The following is a 23171-nucleotide window of genomic DNA, read 5'->3' as shown; positions in this document are numbered from 1 at the left end:
TTTCAATCTATAAACAGAAAACCCCGCAAAAAGCGGGGTTTTTCTTTTTTAAAATAAAATCGGCTAATTAATCATTGAAATAAAATCCGTTAGGAGCTATTCCAGCTTCAAATTCGTCTACTAATCCCCCAGAAATAGTATAAACTCTTACTGTTCCATTAGATGCGAAATCCCCAGCATCTGATATGTAGATATACTGATCTTCGACATTAAAAGCATACATCTGCCCGTATTGTGAAGTACTTTCATAAGAAAGCAATGCCTCAGTTGGCTCTTCTTCAAAATCCTGGTTCAGCTCATAAACAGAAGTCCCGGAAGTAAAATAGATCATCCCATTCTCAATATCCAAATTATTTACTCCAGGAAAGTTTTCAGAAAACTCAATTTCAGATATTACAGTATCTGTATTTAGATCTATTCTCTCCAACTTGGTGGAAGAAAGCGCAAAAAGGCTACTCCCCTCAATTGCAAAAGAATTCAATGCATTATTTGTGGGAATAGATTTGGTAAAAGTTAGGGAAGCAGGATCAAAAACTTCTATAGAATTTCCTGCACCATAAGCGGCCCCTTCAACATAAACCAATCCGTTATCTACCATAACTTCAGATAAATAGGTTCCGGCAACCACAGTTTCCTCTACTTCCAGATTCACAAGATCAATCACTGCTATAAAATCATCTTCTGCCGAAGCAAAATCTGCTACATTAGAAACAAAGGCTTTTCCATTACTTACAGCTCCAAAAAGCGGTACATTCAACCCACTATCTACTGCACCTTTAAATTCAAAAGTATATCGATCTACTACGGTTATTAAATTAGATCCGTTCGAGATGATATAGGCATTTTCTTCATCAAAAAAGATGGATTGCACAAAAAGTCCAAGATCCATATCTACATTCACTGACTCAAAAATATTATTCTCAATAGAAGAATAATCTGCTTCCAGAAATGAAACGGTTCCAGCCGATTGTGAACCTTCATTTAAGATAAGAATACCGTCACTGTAATCATCTTCAGCTACTACATCTGGCATATCATCATCATCGGTAGTACACGAATTCATTAAAAAAGAGCCGACAAGCCCTAAAATAAATAGTTTTGTAATTTTCATTGTTAGTTAGAATTAAAATTTGAAATTTATATAAAGATTAAAATTGATTCCCGGCATCCACCGGTCTTCGACGTTTTGGTATTCAGTATTAAATAAGTTATTTACTCTCCCACCTAATTCCCAATCTCTTTCTTTATCGATGGTATAAGACATTCCCAGGTTAGCTAAAAAATAGCCCGAAAGCTGCTCACTATAATCTGTTCTGGTGTACACTGAACCATTATAAAGTACTTGAAGAAAAGGTGTAAATTGATGAATTTGATAGCTCAGATTTCCCGTTACTTTATGATAGGGAACATAGATTAACTGCTTATTGGTTTCCGAATTTTTAGAAATAGTATAAGCGTAGCTGGCTCGGGCTATTAAGTTGGTTTCCTTAGAAAATGATTTTTTACAGTTCACAAAAGATTCCAGTCCATAGATGTTAACTTTATCCTCATTTCGGGGTCGCCATATACCGTCCCCTCCGGGAAGCCACCGTATCATGTCGCTCACATCATTATAATACATGCTAATCCCCGCCTCCATATTTTCAAAGCGAAAATGATTTCCTAGCTCGGCCTGTAATGATGTTTCGGGATCCAGATCTGGGTTTCCTGCTGAAGACCAGTATAAATCATTATACGTTGGGATTCTGAAATTCTTTGAGGCATTCAATTTCAGTGTATAGAAATCGTTCATCTTATAATTTGCTCCGAATGAAAATAAAATCGGGCTCTCATAATTTCCGGTTATTTCCTTTCTTAATCCAGCCTCATACTGTAAGCTCTGGGTTATTGAATGCTTCCCAAGAATAGCTACAGATAAAATATTACGATCGTTATTTGCTATATTACTGCCCTCTCCATCAGTATATGTATTCTGTACCACAGTATTTAAAAGTACATCTGAATTCAGGTTATAACCCAGGTCATACTTGGCTATATAGCTTTTTGCGGTTCCGTAAGAATAAGTATCAGAATCAATATTCGCGAAATACTGATAATCTTCCCGTAAAAAAGCAAGACTTGTAATTTGTTTAAAATTTGAAAACTCACTATTCCATTCCAGTAAATTCCGATTATTAAGATCCCTGTATTTAGTTTTATTTTCTGTTGGACGAATTAATGAGAAATGACGTTCACCATCATAGAGCTCACTAATAATTTTCAGTGTATTAGCTGAATTAAAGCGATACCCAAAAGCAACATTCACACTATTATTAGAATACTCCCCATTAAGATTTTTGCCACGCTCATTTGGATAATCATAATCATTATCACTGCTATTTCTGGAAAGTGCCAAATTTAAACTCCACTTATTTTTGGCCAGTTTAAAATTATAACGTGCATCTATTGTATTAAAACTCCCATATTGCAAGAGAAGTTGATGTTCCTGCTTTTTCTTAAACGATAAGGAATTATTTAAATGAACACTTCCACCTATAGCTCCTGTACCATACACCACACTCCCTCCTCCTCCTCTAACAGAAATCTGATCATAAGCGCCCGTATTTACAGTATTAAAATCAAGCTGACCGTTGAATTGCGAATTAATATTGATACCGTTCCATACAACAGCGATTTGTGAAGCAGTAGTACCACGAAACGAAGGGGACGAAACCATTCCACGTCCATTTTCTTTGAAGTAAATAGATGAATTAAAGCTTAGAATTTCGGTTAACTGAGGTTGATTTTTTATGAGCAATGAATCTGAAAGTTCATTGATATGTTTTCCGGTAGAAAATTGTTGAAGTTTTACATCACTAAGTCTAACTTCATCAAGCCAGTTGATAGAATCGTTTTGTGCCGTTGCGTGTAGGCAACCACAAATAAATAAAGCGAATAAAAGATATAAGTTTCTGTTCATAATCTGCCGACCTTTATCCCGAAAGTCACTCGATACTGGTTGAAATTCAGGCAGGTCTCCTGGCTCACGTACTGCAATTCACCTTCCCATTCCTAAGAACAGTGGTTTGAAGAATTATTGCAGCCACCCTTGCGGGCAAAGCTTACAGTTGCGGGAACAGCTCAGGTTTTTGAAGTTTACACTTCTCCCTGATTCCCTTTTAATCCGCACAGAAATAAATCGATGCTGAACCAAAATTTCGAGGCAAAATTAAACAAATAAGTTTGGTAACAGCCTCAAAAATTTAAATAATCTTACTTTTGAACTCAAATTAAGCCGTCTTGAAAAAAATTATTTTCGTATTTCTATTGCTTTGTATTTCTTCCTGTAAGAATGAATCAGAAGGTAAAACCGCTGAAATTCAACAAGGAAAAGAAGTAGTTATCTCGAATGCCCGTGGTTTTCAAATCACCAAATTTGATGATTATAGTTTAATGCAAGTAAATACACCATGGCCAGAGGCTAAGGATCCATTTATTTATTTATTGAATGAGAAAGATGCTGAAATTCCTGAAAATATTGAATACGATCAAATAGTTGAAGTGCCGGTTAAAAAAATCGTAGTTACCTCCACCACTCACATCCCTGCATTAGAAGCTCTTGAGGAAGAAAAAACCCTGGCTGGGTTTCCGGGATTAAATTATATCTCCTCAGAAAAGACCAGAAAATTGATAAAAAATGGTTCGGTTTCAGAACTAGGCCAGAATGAAAATATTAACACCGAAGTTCTTATAGATCTATCTCCCGATGTGGTCATTGGATTTGCTATAAACTCTTCTAATAAAAGCTTTGAAACTATACAAAAGACAGGCATTCCAGTAATTTATAATGGAGACTGGACCGAATTAACTCCTTTAGGTAAAGCTGAATGGATCAAGTTCTTCGGAGCTCTTTACGGGAAAGAAGAAAAAGCTGCAAAAATTTTTCAGAATATCAAAGATGAATACATTAAGGCGAAGGAATTGGCTAAATCTGCTAAATCCAGTCCGAAAGTAATTAGCGGCTCCATGTATAATGATAACTGGTATATGCCTTATGGGAATTCCTGGCAGGCTCAGTTTATCAAAGATGCTAATGCAAATTACTTGTACGCTGATACCGAAGGCGATGGTAGTTTGTCTCTTGCCTTTGAAAGTGTGCTGGAAAAAGCAGAAGATGCTGAATATTGGATTAGTTCCGGTCAATTCACTTCGTATGAACAGCTATTCAATGAATCTGAACATTACAGGAGATTTAAAGCGGTAAAAGATGAAAAGGTCTATAGCGTAAGCCTTTTCCAGGGAGAAACCGGCGGAATTATCTTTTATGAATTAGGTCCACAACGCCCTGACCTTATTTTAAAGGATCTTATTTCTATTTTCCACCCAGAACTTTTAAAAGATCACGAACAGGTATTCTATAAAGCGCTTAATTAATGCTGAACCAGAAGAAATATACGATTGCTATTATTTTACTATTTCTGGCAGTTATTATAACAGCTCTACTCAATATTAGTCTGGGCTCAGTGAATATTCCAATTGAAGAAGTAACCGCATCTTTATTGGGTTTTGAAGTCGAAAAAAATACCTGGCGCTATATTATTCTAAATTACCGTCTGCCAAAGGCGATCACCGCGATCATCACAGGTTCTGGCCTCGCAGTTAGCGGACTTTTAATGCAAACACTTTTCCGAAATCCTCTCGCAGGGCCTTATGTATTGGGACTCAGTAGTGGGGCAAGTCTTGGTGTCGCAATCGTTTTTATGGGAGCTTCAGTTTTTGGTGCTTCATTTGCTACAATTCTATTATCTGAATGGAGCTTAGTAATTGCTTCCAGTCTTGGGAGTTTATTGGTGTTATTTGCGGTGATTTTAGCTTCTATAAGATTGAGGGATACCATGGCTATTCTCATCATTGGATTAATGTTTGCCAGTCTTACTGCAGCGATTGTCAGCGTTCTGGCCTATTTCAGCCCGGCTTCTCAATTACAACAATACGTTTTCTGGTCTTATGGAAGTTTAGGAGATTTAAGCTGGAATGAAGTTTTAATACTTGGTTTGTTCTGGATCATTGGGATTTTGATCGCTATAGGAAGCATCAAAAACCTGAATTCATTGTTGTTAGGTGAGCAATATGCCAGGAGCCTGGGTACAAACATCAGGAAAAACCGGTTTATGATCATTATAGCTACTAGTTTACTGGCTGGAAGCATAACCGCCTTTGCCGGTCCTATAGCGTTTGTTGGCCTTGCTGTACCGCATTTAATAAGGCAGATTATCCCTTCTGCAAATCATATTACTTTAGTTCCTGCCGTAATTTTTGGTGGTGCGATATTAATGCTTATTTGCGATATTATTGCCCAATTACCAGGAAGCGAATTCAGCCTACCAATAAATGCCATAACTTCTTTAATTGGAGCACCGGTAGTGATCTGGTTACTTGTTAGAAAAAGAAAATTCAATTTTTAGATGAGTTCAGAAACCTCAAATATTGTCCTTAAAACCGAAAACCTTAGCATAGGTTACAGGAAGAAAAAAAAACAACAAATTGTTGCTTCCGGGATAAATATTGAAATAAATTCAGGTGAGTTGGTCGCTGTTATTGGAGTAAACGGTGCTGGAAAATCCACCTTACTCAAAACATTAAGTGGTATAATTCAAAATATTGATGGTCAGGTTTTTATATCTAAAAATAAACTCTCGGAAACAGAGCCTGACAAATTGGCAAAAGACATAAGTTTAGTGCTAACCGAGCAAATGCTTTCAAAAAATCTGAGTGTAATAGAACTGGTAGCTTTAGGTAGACAACCATATACAAATTGGATTGGTAGACTCACCAAGAATGACCTGAAAAAAATAATGTACGCCATCAAACTGGTCAATATTGAAGATCTGAAAAACAGGAAGTGTCACGAGCTAAGCGATGGTCAATTTCAGAAAGTTCTTATTGCCAGAGCACTTGCACAGGATACTTCTTTGATCATTTTGGACGAACCTACTACGCACCTGGATCTTTATCACAAAGCTTATGTTTTAAAGTTACTTAAGCAACTAAGTAAGGAAACTAATAAGGCTATTTTATTTGCTTCCCACGAAATAAATCTGGCATTGCAACTGTGTGATAAACTATTGATACTGAAAGAAAATAAAGCTTTATTCGGAACTCCGGAAGAACTTATTAGATCTAATGCTTTGAATGATCTGTTTCCCGAACACCTAATTCGGTTCGACAAAGGATCTTCCAGCTTTAAAATAAAATAGAAAAGCCCCTGAATTTTTCTCTTACTCTCTTCTCTAAAATTCTTAAATAAGTATCTTTGAGAAAACCACGAATTTCATGAATGAATATCTTCTTATCTCTCTTATATTTTTAGTTGCTTTAGGAGTTGGAGTATATATAGGAAAGCTGATTTCAGGCTTAAGATCGAAATCTGAAACAGGAATACTGGAAGAAAAAAATAATCAACTTTCCTTTCAGATTGACGAACTTAAAAATCAATTAAACAGTAATTTAGAAAAAAATAAAGAAGATATTCGGCAGTTAAAAAATGAAGCTCATACTGATATTGAAAAGATTGAAAATGAGCGGGAAGAAATTAGACGGGAAAAGGAAAATATCAGTTTACAATTGACTCGGAAAATTTCTGAATTTGATAATCTTCAGGAGAGAAATGAAGAACAAAAAGCTGAAGTGGAAAAACTTCAGGAAAAATTTACCAAAGAATTTGAGAATCTCGCCAATAAGATTTTAGATCAGAAATCAGAAAAATTTACCAGTTTAAACAAACAGAATATTGAGAATATTCTAGATCCACTTCAAAAGAAAATCAAGGACTTTGAAGAAAAAGTAACCAGAAGTGATTCAGAATCTATAAAAAGACACGCTGAGTTAGGAGAAAAATTAAAATTCCTAAACGAGCAGAGTTTGAAAATTAGCGAGGATGCCACCAATCTTACCAAAGCCTTGAAAGGGGACACCAAAATGCAGGGTAACTGGGGTGAGATGGTTCTGGAAAGAGTTCTGGAACGAAGCGGACTCCAGAAAGACAGCGAGTATTTTGTTCAGCAAAGTTTTAATACCGAAGAAGGTAAAAGAGTAATGCCAGATGTGATCATTCATCTTCCTGGCGATAAAAAAATGGTGGTAGATTCAAAGGTTTCATTAAACGCCTACGAACGCTACATCAACGAACCTGAGGAAGATCAAAAGATAACACACCTTAAAAATCACTTGATTTCAGTTAGAAACAGGGTTAATGAGCTTGGAAATAAAAATTACCATTCGCTCTATCAAATGGAAAGTCCAGATTTTGTATTGCTTTTCATTCCTATTGAAGCTGCATTTGCCATAGCTTCGAATGAATATCCAAGTCTTTACAGTGACGCTTTTGAAAAGAATATTATCATAGTTACACCAACTACGTTACTCGCGGTTTTAAAAACTATAGACAGTATGTGGCAGAATGAAAAGCAAAAGCAGAATGCAATCCAGATCGCTACTCAGGCTGGTGCTTTATACGATTCTTTTACTAACCTCACAGATGAGTTACTTAAGATTGGCAGGCAGATAGGAACCGTTCAAAATTCTTATGAAGGTGCCATGAAAAAACTTACCGGTAAAGGAAACCTTATAAGGAGAGTTGAAAAATTGAAGAAATTAGGTGCAAAAGCCAGTAAACAATTGGATCAAAAACTAATAAATCGCGCAGAGAATGATGACGAAGACGAAATGGAAGAATCTGAAAACGAAACCCTAAACCTGAAATGAAAAAAACCAGACTATTAACCACATTTATCCTCCTATTTTTTTTCTTCCAGCTTAGCGCACAGGAATTTTATTTTCCCGAAGCAGGAGAATGGCAGGAAAAACCAGCTTCGGAATATAATTTAAATTTTTCCGCAGCTGTCGAATTTGCAAAATCCAATGAATATTCAGAATCACGTGATCTTAGACAGGCGATCTTAAAGGGTTTTCAAAACGAGCCATATCACGAAATTTCAGGTCCCACTAAAAGACGTGGAGGTCCAGCCGGAATCATCTTGAAAAATGGATATTTGGTGGCTAAATGGGGAGATACAAAACGTGTAGATATGACCTTTAGCGTTACCAAAAGTTTTTTATCTACTACTGCGCTCGTCGCCAGAGATAAAAATTTGATTACCGATTTTGAAGAAGCCGTCAGCGACTATGTGTGGGACGATACTTTTGAGGGAGATCACAATTCCAAAATAACCTGGAAACATCTACTTCAGCAAAATTCAGATTGGAGCGGGCAGCTTTGGGGTGGTTTCGATTGGGCTGACAGGCCATCACAAGAACAAACTATCGACGAGTGGAGATCAAGAGAGCTAAACGAGCCAGGCACACATTTTAAATATAATGATGTTCGGGTAAACGTATTGGCTTATTCCTTGTTAAATGTTTTCAGAAAACCATTACCAAAAGTTCTAAAAGAGAATGTTATGGATCCTATTAGCGCTTCTCAATCCTGGCGTTGGTTTGGGTATGAAAATTCATGGACTACTATAGACGGGCTTAAAATGCAATCTGTTAGTGGTGGTGGTCACTCTGGCGGCGGAATGTTCATTAATACAGAGGACATGGCCAGATTCGGACTTCTGTTTATGAATAACGGAAAATGGAATGACAAAGAATTAATTTCAGAAGAATTGATCGCTGAAGCCATGGAAGCTTCCAAACCAAACCCAAATTATGGATATATGTGGTGGCTAAATTCAGAAGGTAGTCGTAATATTGAAAATATCGATAAAGATATTTTTTATGCCGCAGGTTTTGGTGGAAATTTTATCGTCGTAGATCAAAAAAATAATATGGTAATTGTGACCCGATGGCTGGAGCCTTCAAAACTTGAAGAGTTTCTAAATCTTATTTATAAAAATATTTAGAATGAAAAAGACCTTATTATACATCATTGGCGGCATATTTATTCTGTGGCTACTTTACTATGCTTTCATCTATTTTGTCCCTTATAGTGAGGGAACCCGAACTGGTGAATTGATCAAATTCAGCCACAAAGGGGTGGTTATTAAAACATGGGAAGGTGAAATTAGCCAGGGAATTAGTGGTGCACAAATCTTTCAGTTTTCGGTTTTAGACAGGGATGCCGAAGTCATTACACAGTTAAAGGAAAATGAAGGTAACTACGTCAAACTTACCTATATTGAACGTTTTTCGACTTTCTTTTTTTGGGGAGACACGCAATATTTTATTACCGAAGTAGAGAAATCTGAAAGTCCGCATTTTAGAAAATAAGTATGCAGAAAGAATTTAAGAATATAGAAGAAAGTCAGGTGGTAATTTCAGAATTAATGCTTCCCTCCCATTCCAATTTTAATGGAAAGATTCACGGAGGCTATATTCTATCCCTGTTAGACCAGATCGCTTTTGCCTGTGCTTCCAAACATTCCCGGGCTTATTGCGTTACCGCGAGTGTAGATACGGTAGACTTTCTAAAACCAATTGAAATTGGAGAACTGGTAACCATGAAAGCTTCGGTTAACTATGTAGGACGCAGTTCCATGGTCATCGGGATTCGTGTAGAAGCTGAAAATATCCAGACTGGGATCACCAAACACTGCAACTCTTCTTACTTCACCATGGTGGCAAAGAATGACAAAGGGGATTCTGTAGCTGTGCCCGGGCTTATTCTAAAAAGCGACGATCAGATAAGACGCTTTGCCAAGAGCATAAAAAGAAAAAGTATGAAGAAAAACAGAATTCAGGAATTTCATGAAACCGATTTTTCTTCTGAAAAATATCTTCATATTCTTGAAGATCATAAAGCTAAAATTGAGCTGAATCCTTGAAGTCCTTCGGATTTATATTTGCCATTTTTATTGCCATAGGAATTGCCTATCTGTTTCCTCAGGGAATAGAATTACTTCCTTTGAAAACAATTACTGATATTGGTATCGGGCTTATATTCTTTTTTTACGGACTTAAACTATCACCTGTCGAATTTAAAGCCGGTTTGCTCAACTACAAGGTGCATATAGTTATTCACCTAACTACTTTTATAATATTCCCTCTTTTATGTCTGCTCTGCCTGCCGCTTTTTGAAGAAGGCTTAAAATCTGACCTTTGGATTGCTTTATTTTTTCTGGGAACGCTACCCTCTACCGTATCCTCGTCTGTAGTTATGGTAGCTCTGGCTAAAGGAAATTTGCCAACTGCGATCTTCAATGCAAGCCTCTCGGGACTTATAGGGATTTTTGCCACCCCTTTATGGATAGGTTTTATTCTCGAAAAAACGACAGATTTTGATTTTTTAATAGTGCTTCAAAAATTATGTTTACAGATAATTGTTCCATTGGCCATAGGTCTTTTTCTGCAAAGATATTTTGGTCATCTTGCGAGAAAATACGGGAGTCAACTAAGTCTTTTTGATAAGACTACCATCGTTCTCATCATTTATTCCAGTTTTAGCAACTCATTTAGTTCGAACCTTATCAAATCCATAGCAACCGATGAATTATTAAAAATGGCGGGGATTGTAATGATACTTTTCTTCACTGTTTTCTTCGGACTGGCTTATTTTTCTAAACTTTTAGGTTTTAATACTGAAGATAAAATCGCTGCCCAGTTCTGCGGAACAAAAAAATCACTGGTTCATGGTTCAGTAATGGTACGTGTGATCTTCGGAAGTTCTGCCAATTCAGGACTTTTATTATTACCCATAATGCTTTACCACTCTACTCAACTCATTCTTGTTGCCTGGTTTGCTGAAAAATACCGTAAAAGAGAAATAAAGTAGTATTTTACTCTAATTTTAGATTCAAAATTATGAAAATCAAATTTCAAGGGCTTGTTTTAATCAGCATACTAACTATTTCATGTAATAATGGAAATAAACAAAAAGTAGATACGGCTAAAACAGCTGAGACCATTGAAACTGAAAAAATTTCTAAAAGTACCAGATGCTACGGTTATTCAAAAAATAATGATACAATTTACTTGAAAGTAACCAATCTCGCTGATTCTTTAGTTGAAGGAAACCTGACATATAATTTATTTGAAAAAGACCGAAATCAGGGGAGTTTTAAAGGGAGATGGAAAGGTGATAGTCTATTCGCCGATTATGAATTCAGCTCTGAAGGCTCTATTTCAACAAGAGAAATATTTTTTTTTAAAACTGATTCTGGATTTATTGAAGGCTACGGCCCGGTAAAGGATACTTTGAATAAAGTTAAATTTCAGGAACACAGTACATTGGTTCTTAACGAGAATATACTTTTAAAACCTTTAGATTGCTACTAAGGTTGGAGATACAGGGCAATTTCAGCAAGATTTATGGTGAACAGGATCCAGCCAACAACTAGCAGTAATCCTCCAATCGGAGTAATTGGCCCCAGAATTTTTATCTTTTTTCCGTTAGCCGAGCTCCAGGTGAGCCCATAGATACTAAAAGAAAAAAGAAATATTCCAATAATAAAGCACCAGGCCATCACATTTTGAAGTCCGGAAAGAAAAGGAAAAGTGATCCCCGTAATAATCAAAACCAGGGCATGATACATTTGATATTTCACCCCGGTTTCAAAGCTTTTCAATTGATCTTCTGTAAACTTCTTTTTTAAGGCGTGTGCACCAAATGCTCCAAGAATTACGGAAAGCGTACCGAATATTCCACCAAATATTAAAACAAGTTCTTTCATATTAATTATTAAAAGTAAAAAGCCATTTCAATTGAATTGAGAACCAGGTAATTTACAGATTTCTCCTTTCAGCCGAAATGACTTTTATAAAATATTCAGTTATTCTACTTACTCAAATACATTTTTCGTCTGGAATATAGATCATAGAAATCATCATCTTTTAAACTATCGATAAATAGAATACTTTCGCCGGTACTCTTCATTTCAGGCCCAAGTTGTTTATTAACATTATAAAATTTATCAAATGAGAAGACGGGCTTTTTGATCGCATAACCATCCAACTTAGGATTGAATTTGAAATCTTTTACCTTTTTCTCTCCAAGCATCACCTTAGTTGCGTAATTCACATAAGGCTCTTTATAAGCCTTTGCAATGAATGGCACTGTTCTGGAAGCTCTCGGATTTGCTTCAATGATAAATACTTTATCATCTTTGATCGCAAACTGAATGTTGATTAATCCAACTGTATTTAATGCTAAGGCAATTTTTTTAGTGTGATCCCTAATCTGCTCCATCACGAGATCTCCAAGATTAAATGGTGGAAGCAATGCATGTGAATCCCCTGAATGTATTCCGCAGGGTTCAATATGCTCCATAATTCCAATAATATAAACATCTTCTCCGTCACAGATAGCATCTGCTTCGGCTTCTATCGCTCCATCAAGATAATGGTCCAGCAGCAATTTATTATTAGGGATCTTCCTTAAAAGATCTACTACATGCTCCTCAAGTTCATCCTTATTTATCACAATCTTCATCCCTTGTCCGCCAAGAACATAAGATGGTCTTACAAGAATAGGAAAATCAAGCTCATCAGCTAGTGCAAGTGCTTCGTCTGCATTCTCTGCTACACCAAAATCTGGATAAGGAATATCATTCTCCTGAAGTAATTTTGAAAAACTACCACGGTCTTCAGCAAGATCCAGTGATTCATAACTGGTTCCCATGATCTTGATACCATATCTATCAAGCTTTTCGGCTAATTTAAGAGCGGTTTGACCACCAAGTTGCACAATTACACCTTCAGGCTTTTCGTGTCTAATTATATCATATATATGCTCCCAGAATACCGGTTCAAAATACAGCTTATCTGCAATATCAAAATCTGTAGAAACCGTTTCAGGGTTACAGTTAATCATGATTGTTTCATAATCACATTCTGAAGCTGCAAGAACTCCATGAACACAACTATAATCAAATTCTATCCCCTGACCTATTCTATTTGGCCCGGAGCCAAGAACAATAATCTTTTTTCGATCGGAAACTTTACTTTCATTTGAAGTATAGAATTCTCCGTCCTTTGAAAGTATTCCTTCTTCAAAAGTGGAATAATAATAAGGGGTTTCTGCTTTAAATTCGGCAGCACAGGTATCAACTAGTTTATAAACCCGATTTACACCAAGCTCGTCTCGCTTATTATATACATCACTTTCAAAACAATCCAGCATATGTGCAATTTGCCTGTCTGCAAAGCCTTTTTGCTTAGCTTCTAAAAGAAGATCTTTTGGAAGTGTATCGATTTCAAATTTAGAAATCTCAGTATCCAATGCGAGTAGCTCTTCATATTGCTTTAAAAACCACATATCTATTTTAGTGATCTCATGAATTCTACTCAAAGGAATTCCCATCTGGATCGCATCATAGATCACAAATACCCTATCCCAGCTCGGATTGGTTAATTTATCGATGATTTGATCATAATCTTTATATCCTTTCCCGTCAGCTCCAAGTCCATTTCGTTTAATCTCTAAAGACTGCGTTGCTTTATGAAGCGCCTCCTGAAAAGATCTACCAATTCCCATTACTTCCCCTACAGATTTCATCTGAAGACCAAGAGTCCGGTCTGATCCTTCAAATTTGTCAAAATTCCATCGAGGTATTTTCACGATCACATAATCCAGTGATGGCTCAAATAAAGCTGAAGTAGATTGCGTAATTTGATTATCCAGTTCATCCAGGTTATAACCAAGTGCTAATTTTGTCGCAATTTTAGCGATAGGATATCCAGTCGCTTTTGACGCTAATGCAGAAGACCTGGATACTCTTGGATTGATCTCAATAGCCACGATATCTTCCTTTTCATCTGGACTTACCGCAAACTGAACATTACATCCACCGGCAAAATCTCCAATACTACGCATCATCTTGATAGCAAGATCACGCATTCTTTGGTAGGTCTTATCACTAAGTGTCATGGCTGGAGCCACGGTAATAGAGTCACCGGTATGGATTCCCATAGGATCCATATTTTCGATAGCACAAATAATCACCACGTTATCGTTACGATCACGTAATAATTCCAATTCATACTCTTTCCAGCCCAATAAGGCTTTATCTATAAGTACTTCGTGAATTGGAGAAGCCTCCAGACCACGAGTTAGCATTTCATCAAAATCTTCGGCACGGTGAACAAAACCGGCACCGCCGCCCCCTAAGGTAAAAGATGCGCGAATCACCAGAGGAAAACCAAATTCCTGAGCCACCTCTTTCCCTTGAAGGTAAGAAGTTACTGTTTTAGCCGGAGCAACAGGCACATTGATGCGGCCCATCAATTGCTTAAATTTCTCCCTGTCTTCACAAATATTGATCGCGTCAATATCTACTCCAATAAGTTTTACATTGAAATCATTCCAGATACCTTTTTCATCTGCTTCAATACACAGATTTAAGGCAGTTTGACCTCCCATTGTAGGCAAAACAGCATCAATTTCTGGATGCTCCTTTAAAATTCCTACAATAGATTTAGTAGTTAAGGGTTTCAAATACACATGATCAGCCATCGAAGGGTCTGTCATGATAGTTGCTGGATTAGAATTAATAAGGATCGTTTTTATCCCGTCTTCCCTCAGTGAACGAAGAGACTGAGTTCCGGAATAATCGAATTCACAGGCCTGCCCAATAATAATTGGACCTGAACCTATAATTAAAACGCACTTGATGTCTTTGTTTTTAGGCATGATGATGTGTTGTATTCGCTTAAAATTGTGTTCGCAGTAAAATTAAGAAGCGTTTGGGTATAAAAAAAGGCGTTACTCAAAAAGTAACACCTTTAATATTTTAATTAATGAAAATCATTAATGTTTATGTCTGTTTTCAGAAGATACAGATAATTTCTTTCTGCCCTTTGCTCTTCTTCGAGCAAGGACTTTTCTTCCGTTTGCACTTGCCATACGCTCCCTAAAGCCGTGCTTATTTTTTCTTTTCCTCTTAGATGGTTGAAACGTTCTTTTCATTGTGAATATCTTTTATCTTCTGTAAATTCGTTTTGTCTGTCTTTAAAACTGCGTGCAAATATACAAAGCTTTTTAAGTACTGCAAACACTAAATTAAAATAATTTCTAATTGTTTTTATTACCTTTGCCGCCTGGAAAAATGAAGATAAAAAATGTTCAATAAAAATATCAAATTAGTTTTAGCCGGTTTAATCATTGCTGCAGCAATCTGGCAGTTTATAGAAGGTAATATTGGAAATGGAATATCTCTTATTCTACTTTCCGGAATTTTTATATTTCTCTATTTTAAAAATGAAATGATCCTTCTGGCTTTTCTAAGACTTAGAAAACAGGATTTTCCCGGAGCAAAAAAATGGTTAGACAAAATTAAAAATCCTGAAGAAGCACTAATTCAGAAACAACAAGGCTATTACTGGTATCTTCATGGACTCATGGTTTCTCAAACCAATATTACAAAAGCTGAAAAATTCTTTAAGCGTGCCCTTAAATTAGGTCTTTCTATGGATCATGATCTGGCGATGGCAAAATTAAACCTTGCCGGGATCGCTATGACCAAAAGAAGAAAACGGGAGGCTACTACTCTGCTTAATGAGGCTAAGAAACTTGATAAGCATGGAATGATGAATGACCAAATTCGTATGATGAAAGAGCAAATGAAGAAAATATAGTCTTTGAGTCATTAACACTTTAAGAACAATATTTCTTTTAACTAATTTTCGGGTACTTTAACGATAATTTTTCTCCGTAAGCCTCTCCTGGTATACTTTTGTGGCAAACAAGCCCAAAATTTGCATGAAAAAACTATTACTGGTTTTTCTATTTATCGGACCCCTCGTATTTTCCCAGCAAAAAGGAATGCAGGAAAAAAGCTTTTTCTCTGAAAAACTCTACATGCATCTTTCAGATTATAACCGAAAGGCAGACCTAGCATACAGATTTAATGACTACGAAAAAGGAAAAGAACTTTTTGAGAACTTTATAGGTGATCATCTGGAGGGCTCTTATATGGATGATTTTAAATTTCGAAGTCTTAAAAATAAAGAGGTAAACCTTTATGATTATACGAAACCTGTTTTTTTAATCACCTACGCCTCCTGGTGTATACCGAGTAAAGGAGAAATTCCTGCTATTAATAAGTTAGCTTCAGAATATAAGGGCAAAATTGATTTTGTCATTCTTTTCTGGGATAAAAAAGATAAAGTTAAAGAACTTAGTAAAAAATTCTCTTCAGATATTTCTGTCGTTTATGTAGATGAATCTAAAAATCAGGGAGCCTATGTTGTAAAGCAACTAAAACACTCTTTAGGTTTGCCTACCTGTTTCCTTCTGAACGAGAATAAGCAGATTATGGATATTAGAAGAAGTGTGTTTCCAGCTTTCCAAACTGAGGATGAAAAAGCATACCGAGAAAATTATATTGCTCTTGAAGCTTCTATATCAAAAAACCTCATCAAAGAATATGACGAGGTTTATGCTGAAAATTTTCAAGTAGAATAAATTACTTCACTTCCGGATAATGTCCTTCTTCCGGTATATCAATATAATATTGCTTTCTTGAAGCATTTTTAAGGTGATCGTCCCTTAACCAGGGATTATGCACTTTCAAAATTTTATAGTTGATCCCAAATTTTTCAGCAAAATCAGGGAAATCTTTTACTACGGTGTCTACTGCAACTTTTTTCACCGGGATGTGCTTATAAAGATCTTTCTCTGTAAAACTGAAACCATATTTTTCAGGCTCTTTCATGATTTCTTTCAAAGCCAAAATTCTAAAAACGTATCTACCTGTCTCTTCTCCAAGCAAAAGATCATAATAATCTGCTACCTTTTGTCTATCCAATTGCTTATCTACACCATATTGACCTGCATTATAAGAAGCTGCGGCTAAAGTCCATGATCCAAAACGTGCGTGCGCTTTCTTTAAATAATCTGCTGCTACACGGGTTGACTTTTCAATATGATAGCGTTCATCTACATTATCATTAATTTCCAGACCATATTCCTTACCTGTACTTTCTAAAATCTGCCAGAAACCAACTGCTTTGGCAGGAGACACAGCCTGAGTCAGTCCGCTTTCTATTACCGCCAAATATTTAAAGTCATCAGGAATCCCTTCTTCTTTCAGGATAGGCTCAATAACCGGGAAATACTTATTAGCCCGCTTCATAAGCAATAATGCGTTAGACTGCCAATACGTGTTTACCAATAACTCCCTATCCATCCTTTCATAAACATCAGGATCATTCAAGGGAACTTCTTCACCAGCAAATTCCAGGTTTTCTGGCATTGGCAGTGCTTCAATACTATAAGAATCTGCAACACTTTTGTTTAAATTTCTATTCTCTATTTTATTATTATTTTCTGCAGGATCGGGTTGCTCTTGCTGTACAGCATTTATACTTACTGCACAAACAGTAAATAATCCTACAATCAACAATGCATTCTTTAATATCTTCATAGCTCTTTAATTAACTTTTTCGTTTTTCGTTTTATTCTCCATCTTTCCAGAAGTGATTAATTCAGGTAAATTCTCATTAAACCAACGAAACCTATTAATGATCATTATATGGGTTCCTCCTTCAACAACAATAGCATTTTGAATATTTTTAATAGGGAAAACTTCATCCTTATCTCCGTGAACATGTATCACCTTTTCGTCAGGTTTATCACATTTCCAATTCACCATATTCTTTATAGCCCAATCCAGATAAACTTTATCTGTAATAGAAATATACTGTTTATACAACTTTGCTCTTTTCTTCAAAAAGTCACCAAAGGCAAACTTTTCAAAATGATCTACATATGTAGCAAGCCCCGTTGGGATCATTTTAAACAATCCTGTCTTTGAAGCAAATTTCATTCTTGGAGGTAATTCTTCCGTGCATTTTACACTGGAAATGATAATTAACCTTTTTAGATCAAGAAACTTAGCCATTTCCTGCACAATTACCCCGCCAAAAGAAACCCCAATCAAAGCAATTTCTTCATGACGAACATGCTTTACCATTCTTTTTGCGTAGTTCTTCAAGCTTTCATCTGGTTCCGGGATCTCCCATTCCAACAAATGAACTTCAAATTTTTTTTCAGAAAGAAGAACATTCTCAAAAATAGCTGAATCTGCCGCCATTCCGGGCATCAAATATACGTGAGTAAGACTTTCTTCCTGCTTCATTTTAACAAGGGTATAACAAAGAATCCTAGCTTTAAGTTGTAAATTTAACAATCAAAATTACTGCATAATACTTGACTTTCAAATTTACGAACCCACAAAAAATGGAGAAAGTAATACATCCCGCAAATTCGAGGGGTACGGCAAATTACGGATGGCTTAACGCCAATTATTCTTTCAGTTTTGCAAATTTTTTCAATCCGGATAAAGTCCAATTTGGACTTTTGAGGGTATTGAATGATGACTATGTGAAAGCCGGTATGGGCTTTGGCACGCATCCGCACGAGAATATGGAGATAATATCTATTCCTCTAAAAGGTGAGATAAAACATAAAGATTCCATGGACCATACTGCAATTATTGAAGCGGGGGAAGTTCAGGTAATGAGCGCCGGAACAGGGGTTGAACATAGTGAATTCAACTCTTCAAAGGAAGAATTGAATATGCTCCAAATATGGATATTACCTGAGAAAAACGGTCTTGAACCCAGATATGATCAAAAAGATTTTAGTGCGCTGATGCAATCTAATGAGTTGATCAATGTAGTGGCGCCCAAAGCTGATCAGTCGGAAAATTCGTTATATATAAATCAACAAGCCTATTTGTATCTTGGTGATTTTCAGGCTGGCAAGAAAATTGATCATACCCTGAAGAGCGAGAATAATGGAGTCTATGTTTTTTTGATTGAAGGAAATGCAGATGTTGAAGGAACTACACTTAAAAAACGAGACGCTGCAGGGATTTGGAATACTTCCAAAATATCTCTGGAGTTTAAAATCCCATCAAAGGTACTACTTATTGAAGTGCCTATGAACTAAATCAACTAGACATGAGCGATGAAGAAATGATTATTACAGACAATGAGTTTCTAAGACAATTTGAAACCCGGATAAATAATGAGCTGGCAGTTATTGAATATTCTCAACAGGAAAGAAAGATATTTTTAACCAAATTAAGAATGCCGGAAAATAGTGAAGACAAACAAGAAGATTTTATTATGGCAGTTCTTTCAGAGATTAAAGAACGAAATACGCGAGTAGTACCTACCAGTCCTGAAATTGCAGGTTATATGAGAAAAAACCGTCGCAAGTATAAAGATTTACTACCAGTAGGTATTAATATTTAAACCGCCACTGGTTCTGGTATTTCCTCAAACCGTACCAGACCATCTTCATCAATCTCAGTCAATTTAATTTTCTGAAGGGTATTTACTTTATTCGGATTCCAGGGAGCTTTTACTTTTACGTAATTCTCAGTAAACCCATGAATATATCCTTCTTTATTTTCGCCTTCAAACAGTACCGTTCCTGTATTCCCTAACTGACTTTCATAAAAAGCGCGCCTTTTCTTTGCAGACAAGCCTCTTAACATTTTACTTCTTTTTTTACGAACTTTTACTGGCACAACTTCTTCCATTGTTGCAGCCGGTGTATTATCCCTTTCAGAATAGGTAAATACATGCAAATAAGAAATATCCAATTCATTCAGAAAATTATAAGTCTCAAGAAAATGTTCTTCTGTTTCACCGGGAAATCCAACAATTACATCTACTCCTATACATGCATCTGGCATTACCGCCCTAATTCTCCCAACTCTATTTACGTAAAGATCGCTCAAATACCTGCGACGCATCAGTTTTAAAATTTCATCGCTCCCACTCTGCAGCGGAATATGAAAGTGAGGTACAAAAGTGCGACTATCAGCCACAAAATCGATCGTTTCATTTTTAAGCAAATTAGGTTCTATAGATGAAATTCGAAGTCTTTCAATTCCTTCAACTTTATCCAGTGCCTTTACCAAATCAAGAAATGTGTGTTCGTGTTTCTTGTTTCCAAATTCACCTTTGCCATAATCACCAATATTAACACCGGTTAATACTATCTCTTTAATTCCCTGCTCTGAAATTTCAGCAGCATTATTAAGTACATTTTGTAATTCATCACTTCGCGAAATACCTCTTGCCAAAGGAATAGTACAATAAGTACACTTATAATCACAACCATCCTGAACTTTTAAAAATGCTCTGGTGCGATCTCCAATAGAATAAGAACCAACGTAAAAATCGGCTTCATTGATTTCACAGGAATGCACTTCACCAATCCCTCGACTGCGCTCGGGATGACTTAGAAGGTCATTTAAATAATCTGTAATCTTAAATTTTTCGGTAGCTCCTAAAACCAAATCCACACCGTTAACTTCTGCAAGTTCTTCAGGTTTTAACTGAGCGTAGCACCCAACTGCAATCATAAATGCATTCTCATTGGACTTCTGTGCTTGTTTCACGATAGTTTTAAAACGTTTATCAGCATTCTCAGTAACCGAACAGGTATTAATTACATAGATATCTGCCTTTTCTGAAAAATCTACCCGATCAAAACCTTCATTTTCAAAAGAGCGAGCAATAGTTGAAGTCTCTGAAAAATTCAGTTTACAACCTAGTGTATAAAATGCTACTTTCTTTGCTTCCATAAACCATCATTTAAATCCGAATCTTTAAATCGGGCTGCAAAGATACCAACTAAAAATGTTTCTATAAAATGATCTGGACATTGTAATTACCAGAGGCAGTGAAAGTTGTTTTAACCTTGCTGATTTTTTTGTATATTTCTGAACTTATACTAACATGATAATCATGAGTTTTCGTGATGTTGATAGTGCCACAATCAACCGTGATAATGATCGGCAGATAAGCACATCCCTTAATATTGAAAATCAGGATTCAGAGAATGGCTTTCGAAAAATTCTGCAAAAAGGAAGATTAACTGAAGATGATCTTGAAAACTTCAGGCAAAATATTTTAAAAGCCCATAAAAAAAAGCACTACAGAACTCTTTTGATCACTGCAGTACTTTTAATTTTTATTGGAATATTATTATACTTTCTAACTATCTAGTCCCTTCTCCATTTTGAAGAGTAATCAAAGACATACTGAAGAATCTTCCTGTCCTCGCCTGTTAACTCGACACCTTTTCTTTGCATCACTAATTGAGCCGTCTCAAGTACTTTTTCAAGTTTATAAGTAGAGGTTCCTCCACTTCCACCCCAGCTGAATCCAGGAATAAAATTTCGTGGAAATCCGCTGCCAAAAATATTTGCGCTTACCCCTACAACTGTTCCGGTGTTGAACATCGTATTAATACCACATTTACTATGATCTCCCATAATTAAGCCACAAAACTGCAATCCCGTTTTAGCGAAATTTTCAGTATTATAATTCCATAAACGAACATCGGCATAATTATTTTTCAAATTCGAGTTATTTGAATCTGCACCAATATTACACCACTCCCCCAGCACAGAATTGCCAAGGAAACCATCATGGCCTTTGTTAGAATTTTGAAAAAGAACCGAATTATTAATCTCTCCGCCCGCTTTACAATTAGGTCCAATTGTAGTGGGACCATATATTTTTGCTCCCAGTTTCACCATAGCACCTTCACATAAAGCAAAAGGACCACGAATTAAAGAACCTTCCATAATAGTTGCACCCTTACCTATATAGATAGGACCTTCAGAGGCATTTAACGAAGCATTTTCTACGAAAGCTCCTTCTTCTATAAATATATTTTCTTCAGATTTTATAAAATTTGAAGAATCTATTGGTTGAGAATCTCTGCCAGCGGTAAGCAACTCGAAATCTAACTCGATTGCTTTTCCATTTTTTGAAAATATATCCCAGGTATTTGCAACCCTCAAAGGTTCCTCGTTCAAATGAATCTCCTTTAATTCGGATAAATCTACATCAGAAGTTCCTTTCTGAAAATAGGCAACAACATTATCTCCATAAACAAGCTTCTCGTTTGTCTTTATAGTCTTAAGCTTTTCAGCAATTCCTTTGGTTGCAACTATGGATGAATTTATAAATATATTCTCATTTTCAAGGATTAGTGGCCACTTACCGCTTAAATATTCCTCGGTCTTTGTAGATGTTTTAGTTTTGAGCAGTTTCTCCCACTTTTCACGCAATGTCAAAATACCAATTCTTATATCTGCAACGGGACGAGTAAATGTAAATGGTAAAAGATTATCTCTGGAAGGACCGTCAAAAAGAATATAGTTCATCGTATTGATTTTTTTTTCAAAATTAATAGTTCCTGAAGAAAACAAAAGGCTTTCTTTAAAAATCATCAAAATAAAAAAGCCGCTAAATAGCGGCTTCTATATATTCTGAAAAACAGAAAAAAATTACTTTTTCTTGAATTTCGAGTATTTGTTCTTGAATTTATCAATTCTACCAGCACTATCCACAAGCTTAGTTTGCCCTGTGTAGTATGGGTGAGAAGTTCTGGATATCTCCAGTTTTACCAACGGGTATTCAGTTCCGTCAACTTCAATGCTTTCTTTTGTTTTTGCAGTAGACTTTGTAAGAAATACGTCTTCATTAGACATATCTTTAAATGCTACTAATCTATAATTTTCCGGATGGATTCCCTGCTTCATCGCTTTGATCTTTTTATTTTCGAGGTGCAAATTTAACTAATAAGTCCTGAATTACAAACAAAAATGAAAAAAGTTTTTATTGATTTCAGATTGTAACGTTTTGCTATATTTGTTAACTAACTGCTAAATTAATCAAACTTCAACTAACTAATGGAACAAACTACTAAAAAACTAGCTACAAGTTATGGTCTTTATTTAGGCTTAGCCCTTATTTTAATCGCTGTATTGGTCTATGCTTTTGACATTTCGCTAATGATAGAATGGTATTATACTCCTATCATTTATTTAATCATTCTCGCAATTAGCATTATGGCTGTGAGCAAGACTAAAAAATATTACACAGGTATTTTTAGTTTTAAAGAAGCATTTTCAGCTTATTTTTTAACGGTATTAATAGGTCTGGTTTTATCCACCATTTTTAGCCTGATACTTTTTAACGTCATAGACCCAGAAGCTGCAGGTACCATACAGGAGCTAACCATGGAGAAGCAAGCTGAAATGTTTGAGAAATTTGGCATGACCGAGGCTCAGATTAATGAAACTATGCTTAAGATGCAAGAAGAGAATTTCTTTTCTTTGAAAAATGTCTTGATTAGCGTAGCCGTGCAATTAGTAATATTTTCTATAATTGGATTAATAGTTGCCTTAATTTTCAGAGAAAAAGACACTACAAACGTATAG

25 protein-coding genes and 1 riboswitch are annotated in these 23171 nt (G+C 35.9%); of the genes, 15 read left to right on the top strand and 10 right to left on the bottom strand.

Annotated features, from left to right (window positions below):
• Positions 1–67 precede the first annotated feature (67 nt).
• Both GFO_RS05105 and GFO_RS05100 read right to left on the bottom strand, forming a co-directional pair.
• A complete protein-coding gene (locus GFO_RS05105; protein ID WP_011708979.1) occupies positions 68–1111 on the bottom strand; it encodes a YncE family protein in 1044 nt (347 codons plus the stop codon).
• A gap of 12 nt (positions 1112–1123) precedes the next feature.
• Positions 1124–2959, bottom strand: a complete 1836-nt coding sequence (locus GFO_RS05100; protein WP_011708978.1) for a TonB-dependent receptor plug domain-containing protein — start codon at positions 2957–2959, stop codon at positions 1124–1126.
• Between the two features lie 32 nt (positions 2960–2991).
• Positions 2992–3209: riboswitch (cobalamin riboswitch) on the bottom strand.
• 70 nt (positions 3210–3279) lie between these two features.
• On the opposite strand from GFO_RS05100, the gene GFO_RS05095 reads away from it, so the two are divergent.
• From GFO_RS05095 to GFO_RS05055, 9 genes are all read left to right on the top strand, one after another.
• Complete coding sequence (locus GFO_RS05095) at positions 3280–4413, top strand: ABC transporter substrate-binding protein (RefSeq protein WP_011708977.1); 1134 nt, start codon at positions 3280–3282, stop codon at positions 4411–4413.
• Positions 4413–5444 carry an iron ABC transporter permease gene (locus GFO_RS05090; protein WP_011708976.1) on the top strand — a complete coding sequence of 344 codons (1032 nt, stop codon included), beginning with the start codon at positions 4413–4415 and terminating at the stop codon, positions 5442–5444. Before GFO_RS05095 ends, GFO_RS05090 begins: the two co-directional genes overlap by 1 nt.
• The gene (locus GFO_RS05085; protein ID WP_011708975.1) at positions 5445–6236 is read left to right on the top strand and encodes an ABC transporter ATP-binding protein; all 792 of its coding nucleotides are present in this window, start codon (positions 5445–5447) and stop codon (positions 6234–6236) included. It abuts the gene before it with no gap.
• A gap of 76 nt (positions 6237–6312) precedes the next feature.
• Complete coding sequence (locus tag GFO_RS05080; protein ID WP_011708974.1) at positions 6313–7743, top strand: DNA recombination protein RmuC; 1431 nt, start codon at positions 6313–6315, stop codon at positions 7741–7743.
• Positions 7740–8882, top strand: a complete 1143-nt coding sequence (locus GFO_RS05075; RefSeq protein WP_011708973.1) for a serine hydrolase domain-containing protein — start codon at positions 7740–7742, stop codon at positions 8880–8882. The genes GFO_RS05080 and GFO_RS05075 overlap by 4 nt, the downstream gene beginning before the upstream one ends.
• A 1-nt stretch (position 8883) precedes the next feature.
• Positions 8884–9249, top strand: a complete 366-nt coding sequence (locus GFO_RS05070; RefSeq protein ID WP_011708972.1) for a hypothetical protein — start codon at positions 8884–8886, stop codon at positions 9247–9249.
• 2 nt (positions 9250–9251) lie between these two features.
• On the top strand, positions 9252–9803 hold the full coding sequence (locus tag GFO_RS05065) for an acyl-CoA thioesterase (protein WP_011708971.1): 552 nt from the start codon (positions 9252–9254) through the stop codon (positions 9801–9803).
• A complete protein-coding gene (locus GFO_RS05060; RefSeq protein WP_011708970.1) occupies positions 9800–10750 on the top strand; it encodes a bile acid:sodium symporter in 951 nt (316 codons plus the stop codon). Before GFO_RS05065 ends, GFO_RS05060 begins: the two co-directional genes overlap by 4 nt.
• A gap of 29 nt (positions 10751–10779) precedes the next feature.
• Positions 10780–11253, top strand: a complete 474-nt coding sequence (locus tag GFO_RS05055) for a hypothetical protein (protein WP_011708969.1) — start codon at positions 10780–10782, stop codon at positions 11251–11253.
• On the opposite strand, the gene GFO_RS05050 is transcribed toward GFO_RS05055, so the two are convergent.
• The 3 genes from GFO_RS05050 to rpmH form a co-directional block, all read right to left on the bottom strand.
• Positions 11250–11648 (bottom strand): DUF423 domain-containing protein, encoded by a 399-nt coding sequence (locus GFO_RS05050; protein ID WP_011708968.1) that lies wholly within the window; start codon positions 11646–11648, stop codon positions 11250–11252. The two genes, GFO_RS05055 and GFO_RS05050, sit on opposite strands and share 4 nt — an antisense overlap.
• Positions 11649–11752: 104 nt before the next feature.
• A complete protein-coding gene (gene carB, locus GFO_RS05045) occupies positions 11753–14605 on the bottom strand; it encodes a carbamoyl-phosphate synthase large subunit (protein ID WP_011708967.1) in 2853 nt (950 codons plus the stop codon).
• 117 nt (positions 14606–14722) lie between these two features.
• Entirely contained in the window at positions 14723–14881 is a 159-nt protein-coding gene (rpmH, locus tag GFO_RS05040; RefSeq protein ID WP_011708966.1) for a 50S ribosomal protein L34, read from the bottom strand.
• Positions 14882–15033: 152 nt separating this feature from the next.
• On the opposite strand from rpmH, the gene GFO_RS05035 reads away from it, so the two are divergent.
• A complete protein-coding gene (locus GFO_RS05035; protein ID WP_011708965.1) occupies positions 15034–15549 on the top strand; it encodes a tetratricopeptide repeat protein in 516 nt (171 codons plus the stop codon).
• Between the two features lie 124 nt (positions 15550–15673).
• A complete protein-coding gene (locus GFO_RS05030; protein ID WP_011708964.1) occupies positions 15674–16378 on the top strand; it encodes a TlpA family protein disulfide reductase in 705 nt (234 codons plus the stop codon).
• Between the two features lies 1 nt (position 16379).
• Here GFO_RS05030 and GFO_RS05025 read toward each other — a convergent pair whose 3' ends face one another.
• Entirely contained in the window at positions 16380–17339 is a 960-nt protein-coding gene (locus GFO_RS05025; protein WP_011708963.1) for a lytic transglycosylase domain-containing protein, read from the bottom strand.
• A 6-nt stretch (positions 17340–17345) separates the two neighbouring features.
• A complete protein-coding gene (locus GFO_RS05020; protein ID WP_041250014.1) occupies positions 17346–18053 on the bottom strand; it encodes an alpha/beta hydrolase family protein in 708 nt (235 codons plus the stop codon).
• Positions 18054–18154: 101 nt separating this feature from the next.
• Between GFO_RS05020 and GFO_RS05015 the strand changes: the two genes are divergently transcribed.
• Positions 18155–18868 carry a pirin family protein gene (locus GFO_RS05015; RefSeq protein ID WP_011708961.1) on the top strand — a complete coding sequence of 238 codons (714 nt, stop codon included), beginning with the start codon at positions 18155–18157 and terminating at the stop codon, positions 18866–18868.
• Between the two features lie 11 nt (positions 18869–18879).
• Positions 18880–19176 (top strand): N-acetyltransferase, encoded by a 297-nt coding sequence (locus GFO_RS05010; protein WP_011708960.1) that lies wholly within the window; start codon positions 18880–18882, stop codon positions 19174–19176.
• Here the strand turns inward: GFO_RS05010 and mtaB are convergent.
• Entirely contained in the window at positions 19173–20519 is a 1347-nt protein-coding gene (gene mtaB / locus GFO_RS05005) for a tRNA (N(6)-L-threonylcarbamoyladenosine(37)-C(2))-methylthiotransferase MtaB (RefSeq protein WP_011708959.1), read from the bottom strand. The genes GFO_RS05010 and mtaB overlap by 4 nt on opposite strands.
• Before the next feature lie 163 nt (positions 20520–20682).
• Here mtaB and GFO_RS05000 point away from each other — a divergent pair, with 163 nt between their 5' ends.
• Positions 20683–20943, top strand: a complete 261-nt coding sequence (locus GFO_RS05000) for a hypothetical protein (RefSeq protein WP_148264595.1) — start codon at positions 20683–20685, stop codon at positions 20941–20943.
• Here the strand turns inward: GFO_RS05000 and GFO_RS04995 are convergent.
• Both GFO_RS04995 and GFO_RS04990 read right to left on the bottom strand, forming a co-directional pair.
• Complete coding sequence (locus GFO_RS04995; RefSeq protein ID WP_041250250.1) at positions 20940–22112, bottom strand: GlmU family protein; 1173 nt, start codon at positions 22110–22112, stop codon at positions 20940–20942. The genes GFO_RS05000 and GFO_RS04995 overlap by 4 nt on opposite strands.
• A gap of 123 nt (positions 22113–22235) precedes the next feature.
• Positions 22236–22490 carry a type B 50S ribosomal protein L31 gene (locus GFO_RS04990; RefSeq protein ID WP_011708956.1) on the bottom strand — a complete coding sequence of 85 codons (255 nt, stop codon included), beginning with the start codon at positions 22488–22490 and terminating at the stop codon, positions 22236–22238.
• Positions 22491–22640: 150 nt separating this feature from the next.
• On the opposite strand from GFO_RS04990, the gene GFO_RS04985 reads away from it, so the two are divergent.
• On the top strand, positions 22641–23171 hold the full coding sequence (locus GFO_RS04985; protein ID WP_011708955.1) for a DUF4199 domain-containing protein: 531 nt from the start codon (positions 22641–22643) through the stop codon (positions 23169–23171).

The sequence above is a fragment of the Christiangramia forsetii KT0803 genome (genome assembly GCF_000060345.1).
Taxonomy (GTDB): Bacteria; Bacteroidota; Bacteroidia; order Flavobacteriales; family Flavobacteriaceae; genus Christiangramia; species Christiangramia forsetii.
This window is presented reverse-complemented; position numbering and strand designations above follow the sequence as displayed.